General features: G+C 69.9%; 20 protein-coding genes and 1 tRNA gene. 10 read left to right on the top strand and 11 right to left on the bottom strand.

Annotated elements, in window-relative coordinates; all coding sequences use genetic code 11:
* Positions 1-71 precede the first annotated feature (71 nt).
* Positions 72-1592 (top strand): lipopolysaccharide biosynthesis protein, encoded by a 1521-nt coding sequence (locus D9601_RS10770; RefSeq protein ID WP_198354009.1) that lies wholly within the window; start codon positions 72-74, stop codon positions 1590-1592.
* A 242-nt stretch (positions 1593-1834) separates the two neighbouring features.
* On the opposite strand, the gene D9601_RS10765 is transcribed toward D9601_RS10770, so the two are convergent.
* Positions 1835-2563 (bottom strand): hypothetical protein, encoded by a 729-nt coding sequence (locus D9601_RS10765; protein ID WP_332837975.1) that lies wholly within the window; start codon positions 2561-2563, stop codon positions 1835-1837.
* A gap of 247 nt (positions 2564-2810) precedes the next feature.
* Here D9601_RS10765 and D9601_RS10760 point away from each other — a divergent pair, with 247 nt between their 5' ends.
* The 4 genes from D9601_RS10760 (at position 2811) to holA (ending at position 7401) form a co-directional block, all read left to right on the top strand.
* Positions 2811-3251, top strand: a complete 441-nt coding sequence (locus tag D9601_RS10760; protein WP_198354008.1) for a DUF3576 domain-containing protein — start codon at positions 2811-2813, stop codon at positions 3249-3251.
* A 127-nt stretch (positions 3252-3378) separates the two neighbouring features.
* Positions 3379-5877 carry a leucine--tRNA ligase gene (leuS, locus tag D9601_RS10755; protein WP_198354006.1) on the top strand — a complete coding sequence of 833 codons (2499 nt, stop codon included), beginning with the start codon at positions 3379-3381 and terminating at the stop codon, positions 5875-5877.
* On the top strand, positions 5874-6374 hold the full coding sequence (gene lptE / locus D9601_RS10750) for an LPS assembly lipoprotein LptE (protein WP_198354005.1): 501 nt from the start codon (positions 5874-5876) through the stop codon (positions 6372-6374). The genes leuS and lptE overlap by 4 nt, the downstream gene beginning before the upstream one ends.
* A 7-nt stretch (positions 6375-6381) precedes the next feature.
* On the top strand, positions 6382-7401 hold the full coding sequence (holA, locus tag D9601_RS10745) for a DNA polymerase III subunit delta (RefSeq protein ID WP_198354003.1): 1020 nt from the start codon (positions 6382-6384) through the stop codon (positions 7399-7401).
* A 199-nt stretch (positions 7402-7600) separates the two neighbouring features.
* On the opposite strand, the gene D9601_RS10740 is transcribed toward holA, so the two are convergent.
* On the bottom strand, positions 7601-8098 hold the full coding sequence (locus tag D9601_RS10740) for an outer membrane protein assembly factor BamE (RefSeq protein WP_198354002.1): 498 nt from the start codon (positions 8096-8098) through the stop codon (positions 7601-7603).
* A gap of 134 nt (positions 8099-8232) precedes the next feature.
* Between D9601_RS10740 and D9601_RS10735 the strand changes: the two genes are divergently transcribed.
* Entirely contained in the window at positions 8233-8739 is a 507-nt protein-coding gene (locus D9601_RS10735; protein WP_443024726.1) for a ubiquinol-cytochrome C chaperone family protein, read from the top strand.
* Complete coding sequence (locus D9601_RS10730) at positions 8736-9254, top strand: YceD family protein (RefSeq protein WP_198354000.1); 519 nt, start codon at positions 8736-8738, stop codon at positions 9252-9254. The genes D9601_RS10735 and D9601_RS10730 overlap by 4 nt, the downstream gene beginning before the upstream one ends.
* 134 nt (positions 9255-9388) lie before the next feature.
* Here the strand turns inward: D9601_RS10730 and D9601_RS10725 are convergent, their stop codons facing one another.
* Both D9601_RS10725 and D9601_RS10720 read right to left on the bottom strand, forming a co-directional pair.
* A complete protein-coding gene (locus D9601_RS10725; protein WP_198353998.1) occupies positions 9389-9928 on the bottom strand; it encodes a SixA phosphatase family protein in 540 nt (179 codons plus the stop codon).
* Between the two features lie 16 nt (positions 9929-9944).
* Positions 9945-12644, bottom strand: coding sequence for an ATP-dependent DNA helicase (locus D9601_RS10720; protein WP_198353997.1), 2700 nt, complete (start codon positions 12642-12644; stop codon positions 9945-9947).
* 104 nt (positions 12645-12748) lie between these two features.
* Here D9601_RS10720 and D9601_RS10715 point away from each other — a divergent pair, with 104 nt between their 5' ends.
* A complete protein-coding gene (locus D9601_RS10715; RefSeq protein ID WP_198353995.1) occupies positions 12749-13051 on the top strand; it encodes a hypothetical protein in 303 nt (100 codons plus the stop codon).
* 48 nt (positions 13052-13099) lie between these two features.
* Entirely contained in the window at positions 13100-14692 is a 1593-nt protein-coding gene (locus D9601_RS10710) for a lysine--tRNA ligase (RefSeq protein WP_198353994.1), read from the top strand.
* An 18-nt stretch (positions 14693-14710) separates the two neighbouring features.
* On the opposite strand, the gene D9601_RS10705 is transcribed toward D9601_RS10710, so the two are convergent.
* From D9601_RS10705 to D9601_RS10675, 7 genes are all read right to left on the bottom strand, one after another.
* A complete protein-coding gene (locus D9601_RS10705) occupies positions 14711-15109 on the bottom strand; it encodes a hypothetical protein (RefSeq protein ID WP_198353992.1) in 399 nt (132 codons plus the stop codon).
* 4 nt (positions 15110-15113) lie between these two features.
* The gene (locus D9601_RS10700; protein ID WP_198353991.1) at positions 15114-15290 is read right to left on the bottom strand and encodes a Trm112 family protein; all 177 of its coding nucleotides are present in this window, start codon (positions 15288-15290) and stop codon (positions 15114-15116) included.
* The gene (locus D9601_RS10695) at positions 15287-15913 is read right to left on the bottom strand and encodes an LON peptidase substrate-binding domain-containing protein (RefSeq protein ID WP_198353989.1); all 627 of its coding nucleotides are present in this window, start codon (positions 15911-15913) and stop codon (positions 15287-15289) included. Before D9601_RS10695 ends, D9601_RS10700 begins: the two co-directional genes overlap by 4 nt.
* Before the next feature lie 11 nt (positions 15914-15924).
* A complete protein-coding gene (locus D9601_RS10690; protein ID WP_198353988.1) occupies positions 15925-16818 on the bottom strand; it encodes a tetratricopeptide repeat protein in 894 nt (297 codons plus the stop codon).
* 167 nt (positions 16819-16985) lie between these two features.
* Positions 16986-20300 carry an error-prone DNA polymerase gene (locus tag D9601_RS10685; protein WP_198353986.1) on the bottom strand — a complete coding sequence of 1105 codons (3315 nt, stop codon included), beginning with the start codon at positions 20298-20300 and terminating at the stop codon, positions 16986-16988.
* 326 nt (positions 20301-20626) lie between these two features.
* Entirely contained in the window at positions 20627-22180 is a 1554-nt protein-coding gene (locus tag D9601_RS10680; protein WP_198353985.1) for a DUF6504 family protein, read from the bottom strand.
* Entirely contained in the window at positions 22074-22835 is a 762-nt protein-coding gene (locus tag D9601_RS10675; protein ID WP_198353984.1) for a hypothetical protein, read from the bottom strand. The genes D9601_RS10680 and D9601_RS10675 overlap by 107 nt, the downstream gene beginning before the upstream one ends.
* A 163-nt stretch (positions 22836-22998) precedes the next feature.
* Between D9601_RS10675 and D9601_RS10670 the strand changes: the two genes are divergently transcribed.
* Positions 22999-23073: transfer RNA gene (locus tag D9601_RS10670), tRNA-Gly, on the top strand.
* Positions 23074-23402 lie beyond the last annotated feature (329 nt).

Raw genomic sequence — 23402 nt, 5'->3', positions numbered from 1 at the left:
CTCTCCCATTGGGCGAGGGAGGGAGGCGCGCAGCGCCGGAAGGGTGAGGGTGGCCGTACGGCCAGCCGTTGATGGCTTCCGATTCGCAGGACATCGACGCACTGGCAAAGGGCGGGCGGACCAACATCGCCGGCTTCGTGCTGCGCCTCGCCGCGCGCATCCCGTTCCTGTTCATCGCCGGGCGGCTCTATGGCGCCGATCTGGTCGGGCGGTTCGCGCTGGCGGTGGTGGTGGTCGAACTCGCCGCGCTGGTCGCGACGCTCGGCCTGAAACGTGGCCTGGCGCAGGCGCTGGCATCGGCGGAGGATCGCCCGCATGCGCATGTCGTCTGGGATGCGCTGGCGGTGGCGTTCATCGCCTCGATCGCGGCGAGCGGGCTGCTGATCGCCTTTCCAGAAGTGATGTACGCCAATACGCAGGTCACCGGGCTGGACCGGTTCCTGCCGTGTATCATCGTCGCGGTGGCGTGGAGCGATGTCAGCCTTGCCGCCCTGGCCTATCGCCACGACGTCAAGGCGGCGGTGACCGCGCGGGCGGTGGTGGAGCCGTGGACGATCTCGATCGCCGCCTGGGTCTTTTCCTTCTTCACCACCAAGGACGGGCTGGTCCTGGCCTATGTCGCCTCGATGACCGCGGCGCTGATCGCCAGCCTGGTCCCGTTCCTCAAGAGCTACGGCCTGCCCAAGGGCTGGTCGCCGCATCCCGGCGCGCTGTTCGCACTGGCGCGGTCGAACGCGCCGCTCGCCGGCGCCGACGCGCTGGAATGGGGCAGCCGCAACGTCGACCGCTTCATCCTCGGCCTGACCTTCGAACCCAAGGTGGTCGGCATCTATTACATGGCGCAACAGGTCGCCTCGCTGCCGCAGAAGCTGAAGACCAGCTTCGACCCCATCCTCGGCCCCGTGATCACCCAGAGCCTGGCGGTGAACGACCGCGCCGCGATCGCCAACCAGGTGCGCCAAGTCGCCTTCTGGATCATGGCGGCGCAGGGCGGCCTGGCGCTGATGGGATCGATCCCCGGCGAGGCGGTGATGGGCGTGGTCGGGCCGCAGTTCGTCGCCGGCAGCTATGCGCTCGGCTTCCTGCTCACCGCGGAGGTGCTCGCCTCGACCGGGGCGGTATGCGAATCGGCGCTGGTCTATACGGCGCGGCACCGCAATCTGATCATCTCGGTGGTGATGCTGGCGGTGCAGATCGGCCTCAGCTTCGGCTTCATCATGGCGGCGCGCGCGTTCGGCTGGCCGGAGGTGTGGCAGGCGGCGGGCCCCGCCCTCGCGCTGATGCTCAGCGTCGGGCTGACCTCGGTCGTCAAGGCGCGGCTGCTCGGTCACATCCTGGCGGCGCCGGTGTCGCCGTGGCGCTGGCCGCTGGCCGGCGCGGCCGCTGCGGCGATCGTCGTCGGCACGCTGTTCACCATGCTGCCGCACGAGCTGGAATGGGCGGAACTGCTGTTCGGCGAACCGGCGATCGCGGCGACCTATCTGCTGATCCTGTGGCGCTTCGCCTTCGGCCCGGCCGACCGGGCGTTGTTCGGCAAGATGCCGCGCGCCGAGGATGCGACCCTGCCCAACGTCGGTGCGCCGGTCGGCTAAGGCGGGGTCGATTCGCCCGAAGACGAAGCATCGCGCTGGCCATTACGCCCCTCGCCGACGCGCGCCGAAAGCTGCTTGGGGAACGCTGCTGATCCGTATCGCCCTTCATCGCAGAGACCTTGTCCGCTGGACCTGGCATTCGCCGGCGTGGACAGGGGCGATGGAACACGGTGATCGCTGCGCGACAGGCCGCCGCCCGCCGTCAACGGCGGTCGGCTGGTGACGCGATCCCCTTTCGAGGATCAGAAGCGGAAGGCGGTACCGACGTAGACGGACTGGCTGTCGTGACGGTCGTCGTCGCCGACGCGGGTCAGCCGGTCGCGATCGGACCGGTAGCGCATGCCCGCGGTCAGATCGAGATTGCGGGTCAGCGAATAGGAGCTGCTGAGATCGACCGAATAGCTCGGCATGTCCTCGACCAGCTTGTTGGTGTTGCCGAGCGGACGATCGGCGACCGCGGTCAGGCGGCTGCTGGCGCGACCGGCGCGATAGGTGAGCGCGACATCCGCCGATTCGCGGCTGCCCGGCTGCGGCCCGAGGTCGAGGCGCGACACGTCGCCCGACAGCGCGAATTTCTTCCAACCGACTGAAACGCCCAGATTATAGGCGATCGGCTGGATGCCGAGCGTCGCCGGCTTGGCCGGGCCGGCGCGTGCCGGATCGATGGCAGCCACGGTCAGCGCCCGGTTCGAGCGGGCACGCACCGCGACGGTCACCCGGCGCTTGTCCTGGCGCCCTTCGGCCGGGGTGAAGCGGAAGGCGGCATCGTCGAGGCCGGCGCGCGCGATCACCGCGGCGAGGCGCGGGTCGGCGGCGGCCGGCGTGAACGAGCCGGAGAAGCGCATCGGCGCCGGCGCGGCGCGGCGAACGACGCGCGTCCCCTCCGCCGCTCCGAAGGCGGGCGCGACGATGACGCCGGTGGCGACCAGCGCCCCCGCCATCATTGCAGCCATCGCCCGCTTCGCGATCACGATTCGAAACCCCTTTAGATTCCCGCGGCAACGCGCCTACCACGATTCCGCCTCAAGCCAACATGGTCTGGCGTGGCCCCCATGCAACATTTCCTCCGAATGTTGCATCCGGCACACAGATATCGCGACAGACCGACAATATAGGACGTCTGGCGGACAGGCGCGAGGGGGACGGGGCGCCGCCTTGCAGCGTCGGGGGGCTGGCTGTAGAGCGAAAGCCATTCCCCTGTCCAAGGACCCTACCGCCATGACCCGCTCGTTGCGCACCGCTCTCATGGTCGCCGTCGTCGCCCTGCCGCTCGCCGCCTGCGCCCATGGCAAGTCGGGTACCGCCAAGGCCGATCTCGCCGCGTCGAAGGTGACGACGATCGGCGTCAATTCCTATCTGTGGCGCGCCAGCCTCGACACCTTGTCGTTCATGCCGCTGGTGCAGACCGATTCCAACGGCGGCGTCATCGTCACCGACTGGTACGTCAACCCGCAGGTCCCGACCGAGCGGATGAAGGTCACCGTGTCGATCCTCGACCAGGATCTGCGCGCCGACGCGGTACGCGTCGCGGCGCTGCGCGAGGTCAACCGCGGCGGCCAGTGGGTCGCCGCCCCGGTCGCCGCCGCCACCACGCAGAAGCTGGAAGACATCATCCTGACCAAGGCGCGCGACCTGCGCCGGGCTTCTATTGCGGGCTGACGCCCGTGTGCGGTGCCGGCCCGCTCCCCAGCCCGACCGCTCATCAGGATAGTCCGTGGGCGGTCGGACGGGAGAGCGGGCCGGCACCGAGACTTACGACGCTACAACGCATGGAGTTCAGCCGACCGTGGCTACGCGCTTCAACGCCCTGAAGGCGGACGCCGCCTGGCAGGCGATCTGGGACGAGCGCCGCACCTTTGCGGCCCAGGATAATAGCGGCAAGCCGCAAAGCTATGTGCTGGAGATGTTCCCCTATCCGTCGGGGCGCATCCACATGGGCCATGTCCGCAACTATACGATGGGCGACGTGCTGGCGCGCTTCCGGCGGATGCGCGGCTATGAAGTGCTCCACCCGATGGGTTGGGACGCGTTCGGCATGCCGGCCGAGAATGCCGCGATGGAAAAGGGCGTCCACCCCGGCACCTGGACCCGCGCCAACATCGCAACAATGAAGGCGCAGCTGAAGCGGCTCGGCTTCGCGCTCGACTGGACGCGCGAACTGGCGACCTGTGAGCCGGACTATTACGGGCACGAACAGGCGCTGTTCCTGGCGATGTTCGCGAGCGGCCTGGTCTATCGCAAGGAATCGGCGGTCAACTGGGACCCGGTCGACATGACCGTGCTCGCCAACGAGCAGGTGATCGACGGCCGCGGCTGGCGCTCCGGCGCGCTGGTCGAGAAGCGCAAGCTCAGCCAGTGGTTCCTCAAAATCACCGACTTCGCCGACGAACTGATCGACGGGCTCGGCGAGCTCAAGGACTGGCCGGACAAGGTCAAGCTGATGCAGGAAAACTGGATCGGCAAGAGCCAGGGGCTGACCTTCCGCTTCGTCACGTCCGACGGCGGATCGGTCGAGGTCTTCTCCACCCGCCCGGACACGATCTTCGGCGCAAGCTTCGTCGCGGTGGCGGCGGATCATCCGATCGCGCAGGCGCTCGCCGACCGGCCCGACGTCGCCGCGTTCATCGAACGCTGCAAGCAGGGCGGCACCACCGCAGCCGAGCTGGAGACGCAGGAGAAGCTCGGCTTCGACACCGGGCTGACCGCGGCGCATCCGCTCGATCCGACATGGCAGCTGCCCGTCTACATCGCCAATTTCGTGCTGATGGAATACGGCACCGGCGCGGTGTTCGGCGTTCCGGCGCACGACCAGCGCGACCTCGACTTCGCGCGCAAATACGACCTGCCGGTGCGCCGCGTCGTCTCCGACGGCGCCATCACCGATCCCGTCTTCCACGGCGACGAGGCCTATACCGGCCCTGGGACCATCGTGAATTCGCGCTTCCTCGACGGCATGGACGTCGAGGACGCCAAGCGCGAGGTGATCCGCCGTGCGGAGGGCGACGGCTGGGGCCGCGGGTCGACCGTCTACCGCCTGCGCGACTGGGGCGTCAGCCGCCAGCGCTACTGGGGCACGCCGATCCCGATCATCCATTGCTCCGCCTGCGGCGCGGTGCCGGTGCCGCAGGACCAGCTGCCCGTCGTCCTGCCCGAGGACGTGTCGTTCGACGTGCCCGGCAATCCGCTTGACCGGCATCCAACGTGGAAGCACGTCGCCTGCCCGTCCTGCGGCGGCGAGGCGGTGCGCGAGACCGACACGCTCGACACCTTCGCCGATTCGAGCTGGTATTTCATCCGCTTCGCCAGCCAGCCGGACGACAAGCCCTTCGACCGCGCGGTGGCGGAAAGCTGGCTGCCGGTCGGCCAGTATATCGGCGGCGTCGAGCATGCGATCCTGCACCTGCTCTACGCCCGCTTCTGGACGCGGGCGCTCAAGCATATCGGCATGCTCGACATCGCCGAGCCGTTCACCGGGCTCTTCACCCAAGGCATGGTGACGCACGAGACGTACAAATCGGCGGACGGCCGCTGGCTGTCACCGGCAGAGATCGCTGGTGGCGTCGAGACCGCGACCGGACAGCCGATCCAGGTCGGTCGCGTCGAGAAGATGTCGAAGTCGAAGAAGAACACCGTCGATCCCGAGCCGATCGTCGATCAATATGGTGCCGACGCGACGCGCTGGTTCATGCTGTCCGACTCGCCGCCCGAGCGCGACCTGCCCTGGTCGGAAGCCGGGATCGAAGGATCGTGGCGCTTCGTCCAGCGCCTGTGGCGCTTGTTCGACGCCGACCCGGCCGAGCCGGGAGAGGGCGGCGACATCGCGCTCGACCGCAAGCTGCACCAGACGATCCACGGCGTCGCGCTCGATATCGAGGCGCTGGCGTTCAACAAGGCGGTGGCCAAGCTGTATGAGCTGACCAATGCGATCGAAAAGGCACCGCCCTCGCCGTCGCGCAGCAATGCGATCCGCACGCTGATGCTGCTGGTCGCGCCGATGGTACCGCATATCGCCGAGGAAGCCTGGTCACGTCACGGCTTCGACGGGCTGATCGCCGATGCGCCCTGGCCCGCGGTGGAGGCGGCGCTGCTGGTCGAGGACGAGGTGACGATCGCGGTGCAGGTCAACGGCAAGCTGCGCGATACGCTGACCGTGCCGAAGGATCTGGCCAAGGACGCGCTGGAGGCGGCGGCGCTGGCGTCGGACAAGATCGTCCGCACGCTGGAGGGCAAGGCGCCGAAGAAAGTGATCGTCGTGCCCGGCCGTTTGGTCAATATCGTCGCATGACCAAGCGATTCCTCGCCGCCGCGCTGCTGCTCGTCCCGCTGACCGGCTGCGGCCTGCACCCCCTGTACGCCGGCGGCGCCGGCGGCGGGGTGGCGCAGGCGCTGTCCGGCGTCGAGGTCGCGCCGATCCAGGGCAAGGCCGGCTGGCTGATGGGCAATGCGCTGCGCGACCGGCTCGCCGCGTCCGGCACGCCGCAATACCGGCTGGACGTCAAGCTCGACGACCAGATCGCCGGCCTCGGCGTACGGCGCGACGACAGCGTGACGCGCGAGCGGCGGACGCTGCGGGCGCGCTATCAGCTGGTCAATCTCAGCGACGGCAGCGTGTTGCTCGACGCGACCGCCGGCTCCGACGCGGGCATCGACGTCATCACCTCGTCCGAATATGCGACGATCGCGGCGGAGAACACCGCGCTGGAGAATCTCTCCGGCATCGTCGCCGACCAGATCGTCGCCAAGCTCGCGCTCTACGCGCGGCGGCGCCTCCCAGCGCGCTGAGGATCGCTTGAAGGCCAACGCGCGCGACATCCGCGCCGCGATGGAGCGGCCGTCACCCGATCTGCGCCTGTACCTGCTGCACGGTCCCGACGGGTCCGCCGCCGACGAACTCGCCGCGCGGCTGGCGCAGGCGATGGGCCCGGACGCGGAGCGCATCGACCTGGACGGCGCGACGCTGAAGGGCGATCCAGCCCGGCTGGCGGACGAAGCGGCGTCGATGTCGCTGTTCGGCGGCGCCCGCCATATCCGCGTTTCGCCGGCGGGCGAGGAGAGCCTGGAGGCGTTCGCCGCCCTGCTTGCCGCCGATCATGCCGGCAATCCGGTCGTGGCGCTGGCGCCGACGGTCAAGTCGACGGCCAAGATCGTCAAGCTGGCGATCGATTCGCCACGGGCGATGGCCTTCGCCTGCTACGAACCGACCGCGGCCGATCTCGAACGACTCGCCGCGACGATGGCGCGCGATGCCGGCTTGCGCCCGCAGCCCGGCGTCACCCAGCGGCTGGCGGCGGGGTGCGGCGGCGACCGGGCGGTGCTGGCGAGCGAAATCGACAAACTCGCGCTGTTCCTCGACGCCGCCCCAGACCGGCCGCACGACCTCGACGAAGCCGCGCTCGATGCGATCGGCGCCGATCTCGGCGAGGCGGAAATGGGCGCGGTGATCGACGCGGTGATCGGCGGCCGCAGCGCGGCGCTCGGCCTCGAACTGACCCGGCTGGGCGAGGCTGGCACCTCCCCCATCCCCTGGCTGCGCCAGCTCGCCCGGCGGCTGATGACGCTGGCCGAGATGAAGGCGGACATCGACTCCGGCGCCACGCAGGACAGCGTGTTCAAGCGCCATCGCATCTTCTTCCGCGAAGAGGCCGCCACCGCACAGGCCCTGCGGCGCTGGAATGCGGCGATGCTCGCGGCGGCGCTGCAGCGCGTGCGCCATGCCGAACGCGCGGTGATGGCGAGCGGCAACGCCGGGCCGGTGCTGGCGGATCACGCGCTGACCGAGCTGACCCGCGGGGTCGAACGGCGGGGGTAGCCGGCGGCGTCCGTCACGCCCCTGTTGCGCGCGCGCAACGGTGCGGACTTTTGGTTACGAAAGTCAGAACAAAACGCCGTGCCGGACGTTTGCCGCACCTGATCCCAAACCCCTTTCGGGATCAGTGCCGGATCCAAGCACGGCACGGCCGCGCCGATGCGTAGCAGGCGGCGCGGCCAATGCCGATCGGGTCGAAGCTTTACGGTCCGGTGCGTCCGCCGCCGCCCGGTGCGCCGGCGCCGGCGCCGGTGCCCGCCGCGCCGACCGTGCCGATGTTGCCGAAAAGATCCTCGAAGAAGCCGCGCTTGCGGCCCAGCGTCGGCGTCGTCTTGCCATAGGGGCTGATGCTGGCGATCTGGTCGACGCCGGTGCGGGTGATCGAGGTCACCGTGCCGGCCGCGTCAAAGCTGATCTTCAGCGCGATCTGGCTGCGTGCCTTGGGCGTCTGGAAGTTCAGATTGCGGCTGTCGCGCGCGACATAATACCAGTCGGCGGGCGCGAACTGGCTGGCGATGGTCGGCCGGCCCAGCGTCGCCGCGACCGATTGGCGATTGTCGACGCCCGGCTGGATCGCATTCACCAGGTCGACGTCGATGATATAGCCCTGATGCGAACGCAGCGGCGTGCACGCGCCCGCCGCCATCAGGGTCAGCCCGAGGCCCGCGACCAGGCACGAACGGGCAAAGGATACGCTCATCACTTTCTCCAGCGGCGGCAACGCCCGGCAGCGGCAAGGCCGATTGCATCGCCCGCCGAACGCCTCGATATGCGAGGAACGAAGAGGCATCAAGCGCGGACGACGCCGCGCACAGGCGAGAGGACGTTGCGGTCGTGGGGTTGTGGGGCAGGTTGTTCGGCGAGAACCGCGATGCGGCGCTGCCGCTGTACAATGCGGTGGTGACGCGCGGACGCGCCGAACATTGGTATGTCGACGGTGCCGTCCCCGACACGCTGGACGGTCGGTTCGACATGATCGCGACGATCCTCGCCTTCGTGCTGCTCCGGCTGGAAGGCGAGCCGGCGGCGGCGACGCTGAGCGTGCAGCTGACCGAGCGGTTCGTGGACGACATGGACGCGCAGCTGCGCCAGATCGGTATCGGCGACCTGGTCGTCGGCAAGCAGATGGGCAAGATGATGAGCCTGCTCGGCGGCCGTCTGGGTGCCTATCGCGACGGGCTGGCGGCGGGCGATCTCGCGCCGGCGCTGGTCCGCAACCTCTATCGCGGCGAGGCGCCCGCGCCCGCCGCGGTGGACCATGTCGGCGACGCGCTGCTCGCGTTCCACACCCGGCTGGCGGCGACGCCGGTCGATCACCTCGCCGCGGGAGACTTGCCATGACCCCCGAATTCAGCCGCCCGGAGCGGATCGACACGATCGGCGAGCGCGAGCGCGTGGTCGAGATCGCCGCGGAGCCGGCGGAGCGGACGCGGCTCGCGGCGCGCTTCGGGCTGATCGGGATCGATTCGCTGGCCGCCCGCTTCGCGATCCGGCGCGAGGCGGCGGGGATCGCCGTGCGCGGCAGGGTGACCGCGGCGGTGACGCAGGCCTGTTCGGTGACCGGCGAGCCGATCGCGGCACAGGTCGACGAGCCCGTCGCTTTGCTGTTCGTGCCCGCGCTCGGCGACGGCGAGGAGGTCGAGCTGGACGCCGGCGAACTCGACACGATCCCCTATGACGGCGGCGCGATCGACCTGGGCGAGGCGGCGGCGGAGACGATGGCGCTCGCCCTCGATCCCTTTCCGCGCAGCCCGGCGGCCGAGGCGGCGCTGCGCGAGGCCGGGGTGCTGAGCGAGGACGAGGCGGGGCCGTTCGGCGCGCTCGCCGGGCTGAAGGCGCAATTGGAAAAGAAGTAGGCGGGAGCGCTTCGACACAGAGCCCCCCCTGGTCACCCCGGACTTGTTCCGGGGTCCACGGCGCCGCACATGCGCCGATCGGAGCGTTTGCGGAACGGTGGATGCCGGAACGAGTCCGGCATGACGGACGTGATCTACCGCTCGTCCGGTCCCAGCGTCGGATCGAGGTCGCGCGGGCGGACGAAGCGGGTCAGCGTCGCCGCCCGCTCGGCGACATCCCGCCAGCGCGCGACGTCGAAGGTCATTTCGGCCAGCGTCGCGGTCGGGTATTTCGCCTCGACCTCGGTCCGCAGCGCCCCTGCCCCCTCGGGCACGAGCATGAGGACAAGGTCCTCCAGCCCGGGATTGTGACCGACCAGCAGCGCGCTGTCCGCCGTGTCCGGCAGGTCGTGAACCACGTCGAGCAGCGTCGCCGCCGACGCCAGATAGATGCGCCGGTCGCAGGCGGGCGCGAAGGTGCGGCCGTAGCCGGTCTCGACCGCGTCCAAGGTCTCGCCGACGCGCACCGCAGGCGAGGCGACGACATGGTCGAAGGCGAGGCCGGCATCGCGCATGTGGCGGCCGATCACTTCGGCCGCGCGGCGGCCTTTGCCGTTGAGCGGCCGGTCGAAATCGCGCGACACGGTGTCGTCCCAGCTCGATTTGGCGTGGCGCAGCAGCGTCAGCGTCTTCATCGCGGCCCTTTCCGGCTCAGCCCAGTTGCGCGGCCTCATGCCCGATGATCGGTGTCAAGGAAAGCCGCTCCGCCACCCGCGCCACCGCCTCGTCCAGCGTCACCCGCGCGATCGGGACGCCGGGCGGAAAGGCGCTGAGCAATCGCGACGGGCAGGCGGCGGACAGCATCACGAAGGCGCCCCGATCGTCGCCGCGGCGGATCAATCGCCCGAACGCCTGCGCCAACCGCGCCCGCACGATCCGGTCATCGTAGGCGCTGCCACCGCCGGCCAATCGCCGTGCCGCGTGCAGCACGCTTGGCTTGGGCCAGGGCACGCCCTCCATCACCACCAGCCGCAGCGAATGGCCGGGCACGTCGACCCCGTCGCGCAAGGCATCGGTGCCGAGCAGCGAGGCGGCGGGATCGTCGCGGAAGATGTCGACCAACGTACCCGTGTCGATCGGATCGACATGCTGCGCGTGCAGCGGCAGCCCCTCGCGCGCCAGCCGGTCGGCGATCCGGCCGTGCACGCCGCGCAGCCGCCGGATCGCGGTGAACAGGCCCAGCGTGCCGCCCCCCGCCGCGACGATCAGCCGCGCATAGGCATTGGCCAGTGCCGGCAGGTCGCCGCGCTTGACGTCGGTGACGATCAGCACCTCCGCCTGCGCCGGATAGTCGAACGGGCTGGTCGCCTCGAACCGTGCCGGCGCGCGGGCGAGATGCGGCGCCCCGACTCGCGCCTCCGCCGTGTCCCAGTCGCCGCCGCCGGTCAGCGTCGCCGAGGTGACGAGCGCGCCATGGGCGGGCTCCAGCACGACGCGCGCGAACGGCCGCGTCGGGTCGAGCCAGTGGCGGTGCAGCCCCATGTCATATTCGCGCCCCTCGATCCGGTCGACCGCCAGCCAGTCGACGTAATCGGCATCGACCGGACCGCCGATCCGCGCGAGCAGGGCCAGCCAGCCAGCCACCGTCTCCGCCCGCCAGCCGATCGAGGCGATCGCCCCCTCCACCCGTGCCCGTGCCGCAGCGTCCATCCAGTCGGGCGCCTCGGCCAGCACCGCCTCCAGCCGCCGGCCGAGCGTGACGAGCGGACGGACCAGCGCGTCGAGCGCGGCAGCGGCGGGGGCGGCGGCCTCGATCAGTTCCGGCGTCGGCTCGGCGAGTTCGGTCTCGAGGCCGTAGCCCGCATCGCCCGGCTGTTCGGCGCGCGCATAGGTGAGGCCGCGCACCGCGGCGAGCAGATGCTCGATCGGTCCGAACGGTGCGCCCTCCGCGATCCGCCCCAGCCAGCCGTCGCTGGCGAGATGGCGCGCGGCATCCACCGCGTCCTGGATGGCGAGGCCGCCCTGTTCGTCATAGCTGGCGACGTCGGACAGCCGCGCCTGCAGTCCGCGCCGCCGGCCGCGGCCACCCGCTTCCGGGCCGAGGATCCAGCGCCTCAGCTCGATCGTCTCCTGCCCGGTCAGTGCCGCCGCGAACATCGAATCGGCCGCGTCGAACAGGTGGTGGCCCTCGTCGAAGACATAGCGCGTCGGCCGCGTCGTCAATTCGCGGCCGCGGGCGGCGTTGACCATGACCAGGGCATGGTTGGCGATCACCAGATCGGCGTCGGCGGAGGCGCGGGCGGCGCGTTCGATGAAGCACTTCCGATAATGCGGGCAACCGGCATAGACGCACTCGCCGCGCCGGTCGGTCAGCGCGGCGGGGCCGTTGCGGCGGAACAAAGTCGGCAGCCAGCCAGGCAGATCGCCGCCGACCATGTCGCCGTCGCTGCTGTAGGCCGCCCAGCGCGCGACCAGCTGCGCCAGCACCGCGGCGCGGCCGGCGAAGCCGCCCTGCAACGCATCCTCGAGGTTGAGCAGGCACAAGTAATTCTCGCGCCCCTTGCGCGTCACCACCTTCGCCTTGCGCGTCTCGGCATCGGGATAGAGGCGCACCGTCTCCTGCGCGAGCTGGCGCTGCAGTGCCTTGGTATAGGTCGACAGCCACACCGCGCCGCCGGCCCGCTCCGCCCAGAGCGAGGCGGGGGCGAGATAGCCCAGGGTCTTGCCGATCCCGGTGCCCGCCTCCGCCAGCACCAGATTGGGCGCGTCGCGGACGCTGCGCGGCGCGAAGGCGGCGCTGGCGGCGGCGGCGAAGGCGCGCTGGCCGGGACGTTCCTCGGCGCCGTGGCCGGTCAGCTCGACCAGCCGCGCTTCCGCTTCGTCGCTACCGATCGTCACCGCGCGCGGGGCCGGCCGCGGCGCGCCCTCCTCCCATTCCGGCAATTTGCCGAACAGCCAGCGCTCATGCTCCTTGGGCTTGGCGATCAGCGGCCCGATCGCCGGCGCCCAAGGCCAGCGCAGCCGAGTCAGCGCCTGTACCGCACTCCATGCGCCCTCGCGCTCGGGCCAGTCGCTGGCAGGCACGGCGAGCAATGCCGCCGCCGCCTCGCGCAGGAAGGCCGCGACATCCTCGTCACTCTCCGGCGGCGACAGATCGACGGCGCGGGCAAGGCCCTTGGGCGTCGGCACGGTGAAGCGCGCGGGATGGAGAAAGGCGAAGAGTTCGAGCAGGTCGAGGCCGGACAGCTCCGCATAGCCGAGCCGCTGCCCGATTAGCGGCGCGTTGAGCAGGATCAGCGGCGTATCCGCGGCAAGGGCGATCGCCTCGCCACGGCCGACCGCGCGCGTACCCTCGGCGGTGGCGATCCAGATGCCGCCGTGGCTGGCGTGGAGGGCAGGATAAGGGATCACCGCCCCCGCCTTAACCCGGTGGAACACAATGGCAACTGCGTGGCATTGAAACCGGTTCGTTCGTCGCTCGTTCGGCACGGATCATCGGTCGGAGGAGGACCCCTATGCGTAACATGTTGCTGGCGCTCAGCGCCGTCTCGCTTACCATCCCCGCGAGCTTCGTCGTTCCGACGAGCGCGGCGCAGGCCCGCCATCATCGCCACTACGAGCGCGGCTATCATCACGTCCGCCGCTGCACCCATTCGGGCGGCACCACCGGGCTGGTCGCGGGTGGCGTCGGCGGCGCGCTGGTCGGCAATTCGATCCTCGGCCATGGCGCGCTCGGCACGATCGGCGGCGCCGTCGGTGGCGCCCTGGCGGGCCGCGCCGTCGACCGGACGATCACCGCCCATCGCCGCTGCCGCTAACACGGGCGTTGCCGTGACGCCGCGGGGGGCTTAGTCCCCCCGCGCATCATGACCGACGATCTCCGCTCCGCCGCTCTCGACTCCAAGGCCTGGCCCTATGAAGAGGCGCGCAAGCTCCTCAAGCGCTGGCCGGACGGCAAGCCGGACGGTGCGCCGATCCTGTTCGAGACCGGCTACGGCCCGTCGGGCCTGCCGCATATCGGCACGTTCAACGAAGTGCTGCGCACGACGATGGTGCGCAATGCCTTCCACGCGCTGAGCGACCAGCCGACGCGGTTGATCGCGTTCAGCGACGACATGGACGGGCTGCGCAAGGTGCCCGACAACGTGCCCCATCGCGAGATGCTGACCGAACATCTCGGCAAGCCGTTGACGCGCATACCCGATCCGTTCGAGAAGTACGACAGCTTCGCGGCGCATAACAATGCGATGCTGCGGCAATTCCTCGACCGCTATGGTTTCGAGTATGAGTTCGCCTCGTCGACGGATTATTATACCGGCGGCCGGTTCGACGAAGCGCTGAAGGGCGTGCTGCGTCACTATCAGGCGATCCTCGACGTGATGCTGCCGACGCTGCGGGCGGAGCGGCGCGCCACCTATTCGCCGGTGCTGCCGATCAGCCCGACGACCGGCGTCGTGTTGCAGGTGCCGGTCGAGGTGGTCGATGCCGAGGCGGGGACGATCGCCTTCACCGACGAGGGCGGCGAACGGATCGTCCAATCCGCGCTCGGCGGCAAGTCCAAGCTGCAGTGGAAGGTCGATTGGGCGATGCGCTGGGTCGCGCTCGGCGTCGATTACGAGATGGCGGGCAAGGACCTGATCGATTCGGTGGTCCAGTCGTCGAAGATCGCGCGCGTGCTCGGCGGGCGGCCGCCGGAAGGCTTCAACTATGAGATGTTCCTCGACGAGAAGGGCGAGAAGATCTCCAAGTCCAAGGGCAACGGCCTGTCGATCGACGAATGGCTGACCTATGGCCCGGAGGAGAGCCTCGCCTTCTTCGCCTATCGCGAGCCCAAGAAGGCGAAGGCGCTGCATTTCGGCGTGATCCCACGCGCGGTCGACGATTACTGGCAGTTCCGCGGCAATTACGCGGGTCAGGACGTCAAGCAGCGGCTGGGCAACCCGGTCCACCATATCCACGACGGCAAGGTACCCGAGGCGACGCTGCCGGTGACGTTCGGGCTGCTGCTCAATCTCGCCAGCCTGCCGGGCGTCGGCGACCGCGAGACGATGTGGGCGTTCCTGCAGCGCTACGACCCGACGCTGTCGCCCGCGACGCATCCGGAGCTCGACCGGTTGGTCGGTTACGCCGTCGCCTATGCCACCACCTTCGTCGCGCCGACCCTGCAGCGCCGCGCGCCGACGACGCAGGAGGCGGACGCGCTGCGGGAGCTCGATGCGCTGCTGGCGGAAGACGACGGCACCGGGCAGGCGGACGAGGACCCGGCGGTCGTGCTGCAAAACCACGTCTATGAGATCGGCAAGAAGCATTACGGCAAGGAGGGCCTGCGCGACTGGTTCAAGGTGCTGTACGAGACGCTGCTCGGCTCCGAACAGGGGCCGCGGATGGGCAGCTTCATCGCCCTGTACGGCGTCGACAACAGCCGCCGCCTGATCGCGGAGGCGCTGGCGCGGGCGTGATGGCGGTGCGGCCGGTCGCTATCGCACCTCTTCCGCCATCGTCCGCTTCGCCGCGACGCCGCGGCGCTGTTGCCGCACCATGATGAAGCTGCCGCTCCAGTGGCCGGCGATGTCCCAGCGTCCGCTGATCTCGTCGCCGTCCGCAGCGAGCGCGCCGTCATAGACGACGGCATAATAAGCGAGATCCGGCGAATCGTAACGCTTGGTGAAGCGCACCGATCGCCCCTGCCGCACGCCGTCGAGCAGCGCCAGGATCGTGGTGCCACGATCGGGCCCGGTATCGCGGCGTTCCTGCGTCTCGCCGCTGATCCGGCCGGCATGTTCGCGCAATTCGCAGCGGAAGCCGTTGGGCGGCATCGCCCGCGGATAGCTGAAGATGCCGTCCCAACTTCCCGTCACGTCGAGCGGATCGGCCATTGCGTTACAGCCGCCGCGCTTCCTCGGGCAGCATCACCGGCACGCCGTCGCGGATCGGATAGGCGAGGCCGGCCTTCTCGCTGACCAGTTCCTGCCGTGCCTCGTCATAGCGCAGCGGCCCGCGCGTCACGGGGCAGACCAGCTTGCCGAGCAGCCACGGATCGATCGCCGGCGCGCTCATTGCAGCGTCACCCGGTCGTCGCCGTCGTGCCGGCCGAAGAATTGCATCAGCTGGATGATCAGCTCCGCCCGCTGCTCGATGTCGGGTGCCTCGAGCAGCGCCTGCTTGGCCGCTGCGTCGAACGGCGCGATCTGGGCGATGCCGTTGACCAGGCTTTCGTCGTCGAGCCGGGCGACCCCGTCCCAGTCGACGCTATAGCCCTGCAGATCGGCGAAACGGCGCGATTCGGTCTCCAGCGCGGAGCGGCGGGCGAGCGACAGCGTCTCGTCCTGCGCGACCGGCAGCAATTCCGCCTCGACCTGGCGGAACGGCGTCGTCACGTCGAGTTCGCGCACCGGACGGAACAGCGCGACGCCCTCCAGCACCAGATTGTAGCGGCCGTCGTCGAGCGCCTCGACCTCGGCGATCCGGCCGACGCAGCCCAGGTCGTAGAGCGCCGGCAGTTCGGGATTGTCGGCCCGCACCGCGCCGTTGGGCTGGATCATCCCGATCCGCCGGTCGCGCGCCATCGCGTCCGACACCATCGCCCGGTAGCGTGGCTCGAAGATGTGGAGCGGCAGATGCATGCCCGGAAACAGCAAGGCGCCGGGCAGCGGGAAGATCGACAGGCGGGTGATCGTCATGGCGCTGGGCGTCAGCCGAACAGGATCGCCGACAGGCGGCGGCGCTGCGTCGAGACCCAGGGATCCTCCAGACCGACCACCTCGAACAGCTTGAGCAGCTGCTGCCGGGCGGCGCCGTCGTTCCAAGCGCGATCGGCCGCGACGATGTAGAGCAGATTGTCCGCCGCGCCGTCGCGATCGCCCGCCGCCATCTGGGCATTGGCGAGAGCGAAGCGACGCTCGTGATCGTCGGGATTGTTGGTCACCTCCGCCTGCAACGCGGCGAAATCGTCGACCGGCTGCGCCGATTGCGCCAGCGCCAGCGCCGCCTTAGCGCGATCGATGCCGGCATCCTTGAGATCGGCGGGCAGCGCGTCGATCGCGGCCTGCGCCTCGTCCGTCCGGCCCGCCGCGACCAGCGCACGGATGCGACCCGACAGCACGGCCGGATGATCCGGCGCCATCTCCGCCAGCTGGTCGAAGATCGACAGCGCGCGCTCGGCGTCGCCGCCGGCGAGCACCTCCTCGCCCATCGCGATCAGCGGCTCGATCTCCGCCGCCGCATCCGCCGCCTCCGACTGGATCGGCAGCTGCTTGAGCAACTGGTCGAGGATCGCGCGCAGTTGCGATTCGGTGCGCGCGCTGGTCAGGTCGGCGACCAGCTGCCCCTGGAACATCGCATAGACAGTCGGGATCGAGCGGATCTGGAATTGCGCGGCGATGAACTGGTTCTTGTCGGTGTCGATCTTGGCCAGCACGACGCCCTTGTCGGCATAGGCCGCGGCGACCTTTTCCAGCACCGGCCCCAGCGCCTTGCACGGGCCGCACCATTCCGCCCAGAAATCGAGGATGACGAGCTGCGTCATCGACGGCTCGACGACGTCGCGGCGGAATTCCTCGACAGCGGTCTTTTCGGCGGGGGACATGCCTAGCGTGGCCAAGGTGCGCTCCTGTTCGCGGGACTGGCGCCCATGTGGGGCGGCGGGGGGCCGAGGTCAAACCGGCCGGCTGGAAAGTCTCAAAAGTCGCACTCGTGCGCCCTCGCGGCGCGGCGCGGCCCCGCTCGCGGTGCCCGCCATGCGATGCCCGACATTCAGTGGAAGTCCCTGGATTTGGGCATGATCCGCACGTCGCGGGGGTGGTGGCCGCGCGGATCCTGCGCGACGATCGCCTTGGGACGCACGCCGGGGTCGACTTGCCCCGACGACAGCCGCGCCAGTTCGTGGGTGCGGTCATGGGCGCGGGTCGTCATCAGATGGACGACGCCCTCCTCGCTGCGCTGGATCACCCCTTCCAGCACGATCAGCCGTGCCGCCATCACCGCGCGCCGGTTCGCCTCGAAATCACGGGCCCAGAGCAAGGCGTTGGTGACCCCCGTCTCGTCCTCGATGGTGACGAAGATCGCATTGCCCTTGCCCGGCCGCTGGCGGACCAGCACGACGCCGGCGACCATGGCCCGGCGGCCGTCGCGGCTATGCGCCGCCTGTTCGCTCGACAGCACGCCCTCGGCCGCGAACAGCGGGCGCAGGAACCGCATCGGATGGTCCTTCAGCGACAGGCGGGTGGTCTGGTAGTCGGTCGCCACCTCTTCGCTGCGCGGCATCGCCGGCAGGGCGGCCGACGGCTCGACACCGAGTTCGGGCGCCTCCGCCGCGGCGAACAGCGCCAGCTGCCTGGGCGGGGTGCGCCGCACCTCCCACAAGGCGTCGCGACGCGGCAGCGCGATCGAACCGAAGGCGTCGGCATCGGCGAGCAGCCGCAGCGCGCGGGGCGGCAGGCCGGCGCGGGCGGCCAGCGCCTCCACCCCCGCGAACGGACCGGCAGCGCGGGCGGTGACCAGGGCCGCCGCCCAATCCGCCCGGAAGCCGTCGATCTGGCGAAAGCCCAGGCGCAGCGCCAGGCTGCCGTCCTCGTCCCGTTCAAGAATGTTGTCGAAGTCGCTGACGTTGACGTCGATCGGCCGCACCACGACGTCGTGCGCGCGGGCATCGGCGACCAGCTGCGCCGGCGCATAGAAACCCATCGGCTGCGAATTGAGGATCGCGCAGGCGAAGACCGACGGGTGGAAGCATTTGAGCCAGCTCGACACATAGACCAGCCGCGCGAAGCTCAACGCATGGCTTTCGGGAAAGCCATAGGAGCCGAATCCCTCGATCTGCTTGTAGCAGCGTTCGGCGAAGTCGCGGCTGTAGCCGCGGCGCGTCATGCCCTCGACCAGCTTGGCGTGGAAATTGTGCATGCCGCCGACGTGACGGAAGGTGGCCATCGCCTTGCGCAGCTGGTTCGCCTCGTCGGGGGTGAATTCCGCGGCGACGATGGCGAGCTTCATCGCCTGTTCCTGGAACAGCGGCACGCCATAGGTTTCGCGCAGCAGGTTGCGCAATTCGTCGGGCGGGCCGAAGCGCGGGTCGGGCGAGGGAAATTCGGTCGGCTCCTTGCCCGCGCGACGGCGCAGATAGGGATGGACCATGTCGCCCTCGATCGGCCCCGGCCGGACGATCGCGACCTGGACGACGAGATCGTAGAGTTTGCGGGGGCGCAGCCGTGGCAGCATGTTGATCTGCGCCCGGCTTTCCACCTGAAACACGCCGATGCTGTCGCCGCGGCACAGCATGTCGTAGACCGTGGGATGTTCGGCGACCGCCACCGTATCGAGCGCCGGATCGCCCAGCCCATGAACGCGCATCAGGTCGAACGCCTTGCGGATGCAGGTCAGCATGCCGAGCGCGAGCACGTCGACCTTCATCAGGCCGAGGCAGTCGATGTCGTCCTTGTCCCATTCGATGAAGGTACGGTCCGCCATCGCGCCATTGTGGATCGGCACCGTCTCGTCGAGCCGGCCGTGGGTCAGCACGAAGCCGCCGACATGCTGCGACAGATGGCGGGGGAATTCGAGCAGCTGGCCGACCAGGTCGTACAGGCGCGCGATCTCGACATTGTCGGGATCGAAGCCGGTATCGTGGACATGCCGCGGCTCGTAGCGGCCGGCATAGCTGCCCCAGACGGTGCTGGTCAGTCGCTGCGTCACGTCCTCGGTCAGGCCCAGCGCCTTGCCGACCTCGCGTACCGCCGAGCGTGGCCGGTAGTGAATCACCGTGGCGGCGATGGCGGCGCGGTGGCGGCCGTAGCGGCGGTAGATATATTGCATCACCTCCTCGCGCCGCTCGTGCTCGAAATCGACGTCGATGTCGGGTGGCTCGTCGCGCTCCGCAGAGACGAAGCGCGAGAACAGCAGATCGTGTTCGAGCGGGTCGACCGAGGTGATACCGAGCAGGAAGCAGACGGCAGAATTGGCCGCCGAACCGCGCCCCTGGCACAGGATCGGCGGATCGGCGCGGCGCGCGAAGCGGACCACGTCGTAGACGGTCAGGAAGTAATAGGCATATTGCCGTTCGCGGATCAGCCAGAATTCGTCGTACAGCAGCCGCAGCATCCGTTCGGGCACGACTCCGTCGTAACGGTCGAGCGCGGTCTGCCAGACGAGATGTTCCAGCCAGTCGTCGGCGTGCCAGCCGGCGGGGACGGGCTCGTGCGGATATTCGTAGCGGAGCTGACCGAGATCGAAGCCGATGCGGTCGAGCAGGGCGATGCTTTCCGCCACCGCCTGCGGCCAGTCGGCGAACAGGCGCAGCATCTCCTCGGGCGGTTTCAGATGGCGTTCGGCATTGGCGGCAAGCCGGCGGCCGGCGTGGCGCAGCGTCGTGCCCTCGCGGATGCAGGTGACGACGTCGTGCAGCGGTCGCGCCTCCGGACCGACATAGAGGGCGTCGGTGGTAGCGACGATCGGCACGCCGCTGTCCGCCGCGATTCCGGCGAGACGCGCGACACGCCGGCGGTCGCGCCCGCTGCGCGGCATACTGACCCCCAGCCAGACGCGCCCCGGCGCCGCCGCGGCAAGATCGGGCAGCGTCGCGGTGAGCCCCGGATCGCTGCGTTGCGGCGGCAGCATCGTGTCGGGCATCGCCGCCGGTAGCGCATCCCCCATGCTGCAGTCCGGCAGGACGATGAGCAGCAGGTCGTCGCTGTGGCGCAGCAGGTCGCCCAATCCCAGGATACAGCCGCCCTTGACCGCGCGGCGATTGCCCAGCGTCAGCAGCCGCGTCAGCCGGCCCCAGCCGCGACGCGTCGCCGGATAGGCGACGATGTCCGGCGTACCGTCGGCGAAGACCAGCCGTGCGCCCACCGCCAGCTTGAAATCGTGCGGGGGCAGGCGCGCCCCGATCAGCCCCCTTTGCGCGCGCACCAGCGCATCGTGCGCGCGCACCACGCCGGCGACGGTGTTGCGGTCGGCGATGCCGATCCCCGCCAGGCCCAGTTCGACGGCGCGCGCCACCATGTCGAGCGGATGGCTGGCGCCATGCAGGAACGAATAATTGGTCGCGGCGACCAGTTCGGCGAAAGCGGTCACGCTGACCGTTCCCCTGCCGCGCAAAGGGGAGGCTTGAGGAGGGCGCGAACAGGTCCAGGTTCACGCGAAGACGCGAAGACGCGAAGACGGATGGTTCGCGCGGAGGCGCGGAGGCGCGGAGGGGGCGGGTTTGCCGCGCCAGCGGCTTTGTCCCCTCGACCGATCAGGGAGGGCGGCTTCGCCGCGAGCCTGACCCTCCGCGTCCTCCGCGCCTCCGCGCGGACATCCTCTTTCTTCTTCGCGTCTTCGCGTCTTCGCGCGAGCCATCCCTGCCGATAGCCCACCCTACGCACCCCGCCGGTTGCGGAGCCCCGCCAGCGGGAGGCTCACGCGAACAGGCCGTGCAGATACCAGCGCGGGTGGTCGCGCTCGGTGTGCAGGCCGTGGCGGAAGATCCAGAAGCGGCGGCCGCGACGGTCCTCGACGCGATAATAGTCGCGGGTCGGGATGGCCGCGTCGTGACGGCGCCACCATTCGCCTGCGATCCGTTCCGGCCCCTCGACCCGCGCGACCTCGTGGATGCGGCGGCGCCAGCGGAAGCGGTGCGGCGGGCCGTCCGGCACCTCCGCCATCACGCTGTCGATCGGCTGCGGCGGATCGAACAGATAGATCGGGCGCAGCGGCGGCTCGCCCTCCTCCGGCTGCGGCCAAGCCGTGGTCGCCGCCAGCGGCTGCGCGGCGGGCAGCGACAGTTCGGCCTGTTCGGGGATATGGCTGTCGCGCGGGATGAAGCGGCGGACGCGCTCGCGCCCCAGCCGCGTCGACAACCGGTCGACCAGCGCCGCCATCTGATCCTCGCGCGCGGCGCCGCCTTCCAGCTGCAACTGCGTCGCGTCGAGCCGCTCGGTGAGCGCGATGTCGAGCCGGATCAGATCATAGCCGAAGCCGGGATCGAGCGGATCGGCGAGCGCGTCGATCCGCTCTGCGAACAGCCGCATCAGCAACGGTACGTCGCGGGTCGGCTGCCCGGTCTCCACGGCAAGCGGCTGGACATGGCCGTCGGCGCGGAACAGCCGCGCACACCAGCGCCGGCCGCCCTGGTGCCGCGTCTCCAGCACGGCCGCCGCTTCGGCCGCGAGGTCGGCGATCACCTGCAGCACATGGTCGGTGCGCGCGATCGGCTCGGCGAAGCGGCGCTCGGTGGCGACCGGCGCGGCACGGCTCCACGGTTTGAGCGGGGCCTGGACCTCGCCCGACAGGCGGCGCACCGCGCCCGCCGCCTCCGCCCCGAAGCGCGCCGCAATCCCCGCCAGCGGCCGGGCCATGACGTCGCCGACCGTCTTCAGCCCGGCGCGGGCGAGCGCGGTCGCATCCTCGGCGTCGAGTTCCAGCGCGGCGACAGGCAGGCGGCGCACCGCGCTCTTCTCGTCGGGCGCGGGGGCGCCGGCATAGCGGGCGAGCGCCAGCGCGATCTCCGGCGTGTCGCCGAAGGCATGACGGGCGAGCACGCCGCGCCGCGCCATGCGCGCCTCGACATCCGCGGCCAGCGGCCGTTCCCCGTCAAAGGCGTGGGTGCAACCGGCGATGTCGATCACCAGCCCGTCGGGGGGAATCAGCGCGACCGTCGGGCTGTAGCGCACGCACCCCTCGGCCAACGTCTCCAGCCAATCGAGATCGGCATGCGGATCGGCGGGAAACGCCTCCAGCCCCGGCACCCGCGCCCGCGCGTCGGCGAGCGTCAGCCCCGGCTCCAGCCCTGCCCGCGCCGCGACCAGATCGACCGCGACGATCCGCACCGCCTGACCGACGGTTTCGGTGAAGACGGCCGGCGCCTCATCCCGTGCGACGAACAGGTGCGGCCGCGTGGCGCGCAGCCGCTCGATCGGCAGCCAGGGAAAGATCAGCGCCAGATAGCGGCGTGCTACGGAAGCTTTTGGCATAGCGGTCCCACTCCACGCGCCAGCGGGTTCCCGCGGGACCTCCCCGTCGGCGCAGACATTCGACATCAAAGGCGGGCGGACCCGGCGCCTCCGCCGCCAGCGCGGCCGACGGGGCGGAGGCGACGCCCCAGCGGGTCGCCGCAGCGCTGGCGGTCGGCGTCGCGTCGATGCGCAGCGACAGCACCGTCACCCCCGACCCCTCCGCCGCGAGCATCAATCGCCGCGTCGCGGTCAGGTCCAGCCCCGGCGCCGGGCCGTGGCTTTCGATCAGCAGCGTGCCGAGCCCCGGGCAGCGCGCGGCATCGGCGGCGGCACGCAGCAGCGCCGCCTCGTCCGCGACGATGCCGAGCACCAGCGAATCGGCACCCAAGCCGAGTTCGGCGAGCCCGCCGGCGTGCAGCCGCCCCTGCACCCGCTCCGCCGCCTCCACACGGAGCCAGAACAGGGGCAGCGCCCGCGCCGCGATCGCGGTGGCGATGCCGAATCCGGCTCCGCTTGCCCCGTCGCCCGTCTCGGTGGTGTAGATATCGTGCAATTGCCCCCGCCCCAGACCGCGGCGCAGCCAGCCATCCGGGCTGCCCGCCGCGGCTTGCATCAGGCCCGTTCCCGCAGCTAGGCGCCGCAGCCGGGCAATCAGGGCGACCGACTCGCTCATGCTATGTTCTTGTAATGTTCCGTAACGTGAGTCGCCAAGCCGGAATCTTTCCGCTTCGCATCACCTCATCGCAAAAGAGGGCTTGCACGCCCCCGGACCCGCTGCTAGTGGCCGCGCCTCACCCAGCCGGTCCTTGCCAAGCAGGACGGCTTCAGGCGCCAGAGCGGGCGTAGCTCAGGGGTAGAGCACAACCTTGCCAAGGTTGGGGTCGAGGGTTCGAATCCCTTCGCCCGCTCCAGTCTTTCCGTACATTGTCATGCGGTTACGGCGGTCCTTCGGGCCGAAGGGGATCCACAGAAGACATTCACAGCCGGATCGGCTCTCGCCAGAAGCGATCGTTCGTTCATCGTGTTCGCACCGTCGGTCTGGAGGCGCGCTAGCTGGAGTTGGCCGTCTAAAACTGTCTTTCGAAAAAAGCAGGCTTGGACGGCAAATCGCTACCCTATCGTCCACCCGGCGTGGGGCCTCACAGACCCGATCGCATAATCAGACCCCGATATACGATAGGTCGGCTCGATCTGTCCTGCCGACACCGCGATAACTACCTGTCGCGGGTATGACACAAAA

The organism is Sphingomonas sp. MA1305 (assembly GCF_016107325.1).
Taxonomy (GTDB): Bacteria; Pseudomonadota; Alphaproteobacteria; order Sphingomonadales; family Sphingomonadaceae; genus Sphingomonas.
The sequence above is the reverse complement of the archived record's forward strand: the minus strand, read 5'-3'. Positions and strand labels throughout refer to the sequence as shown.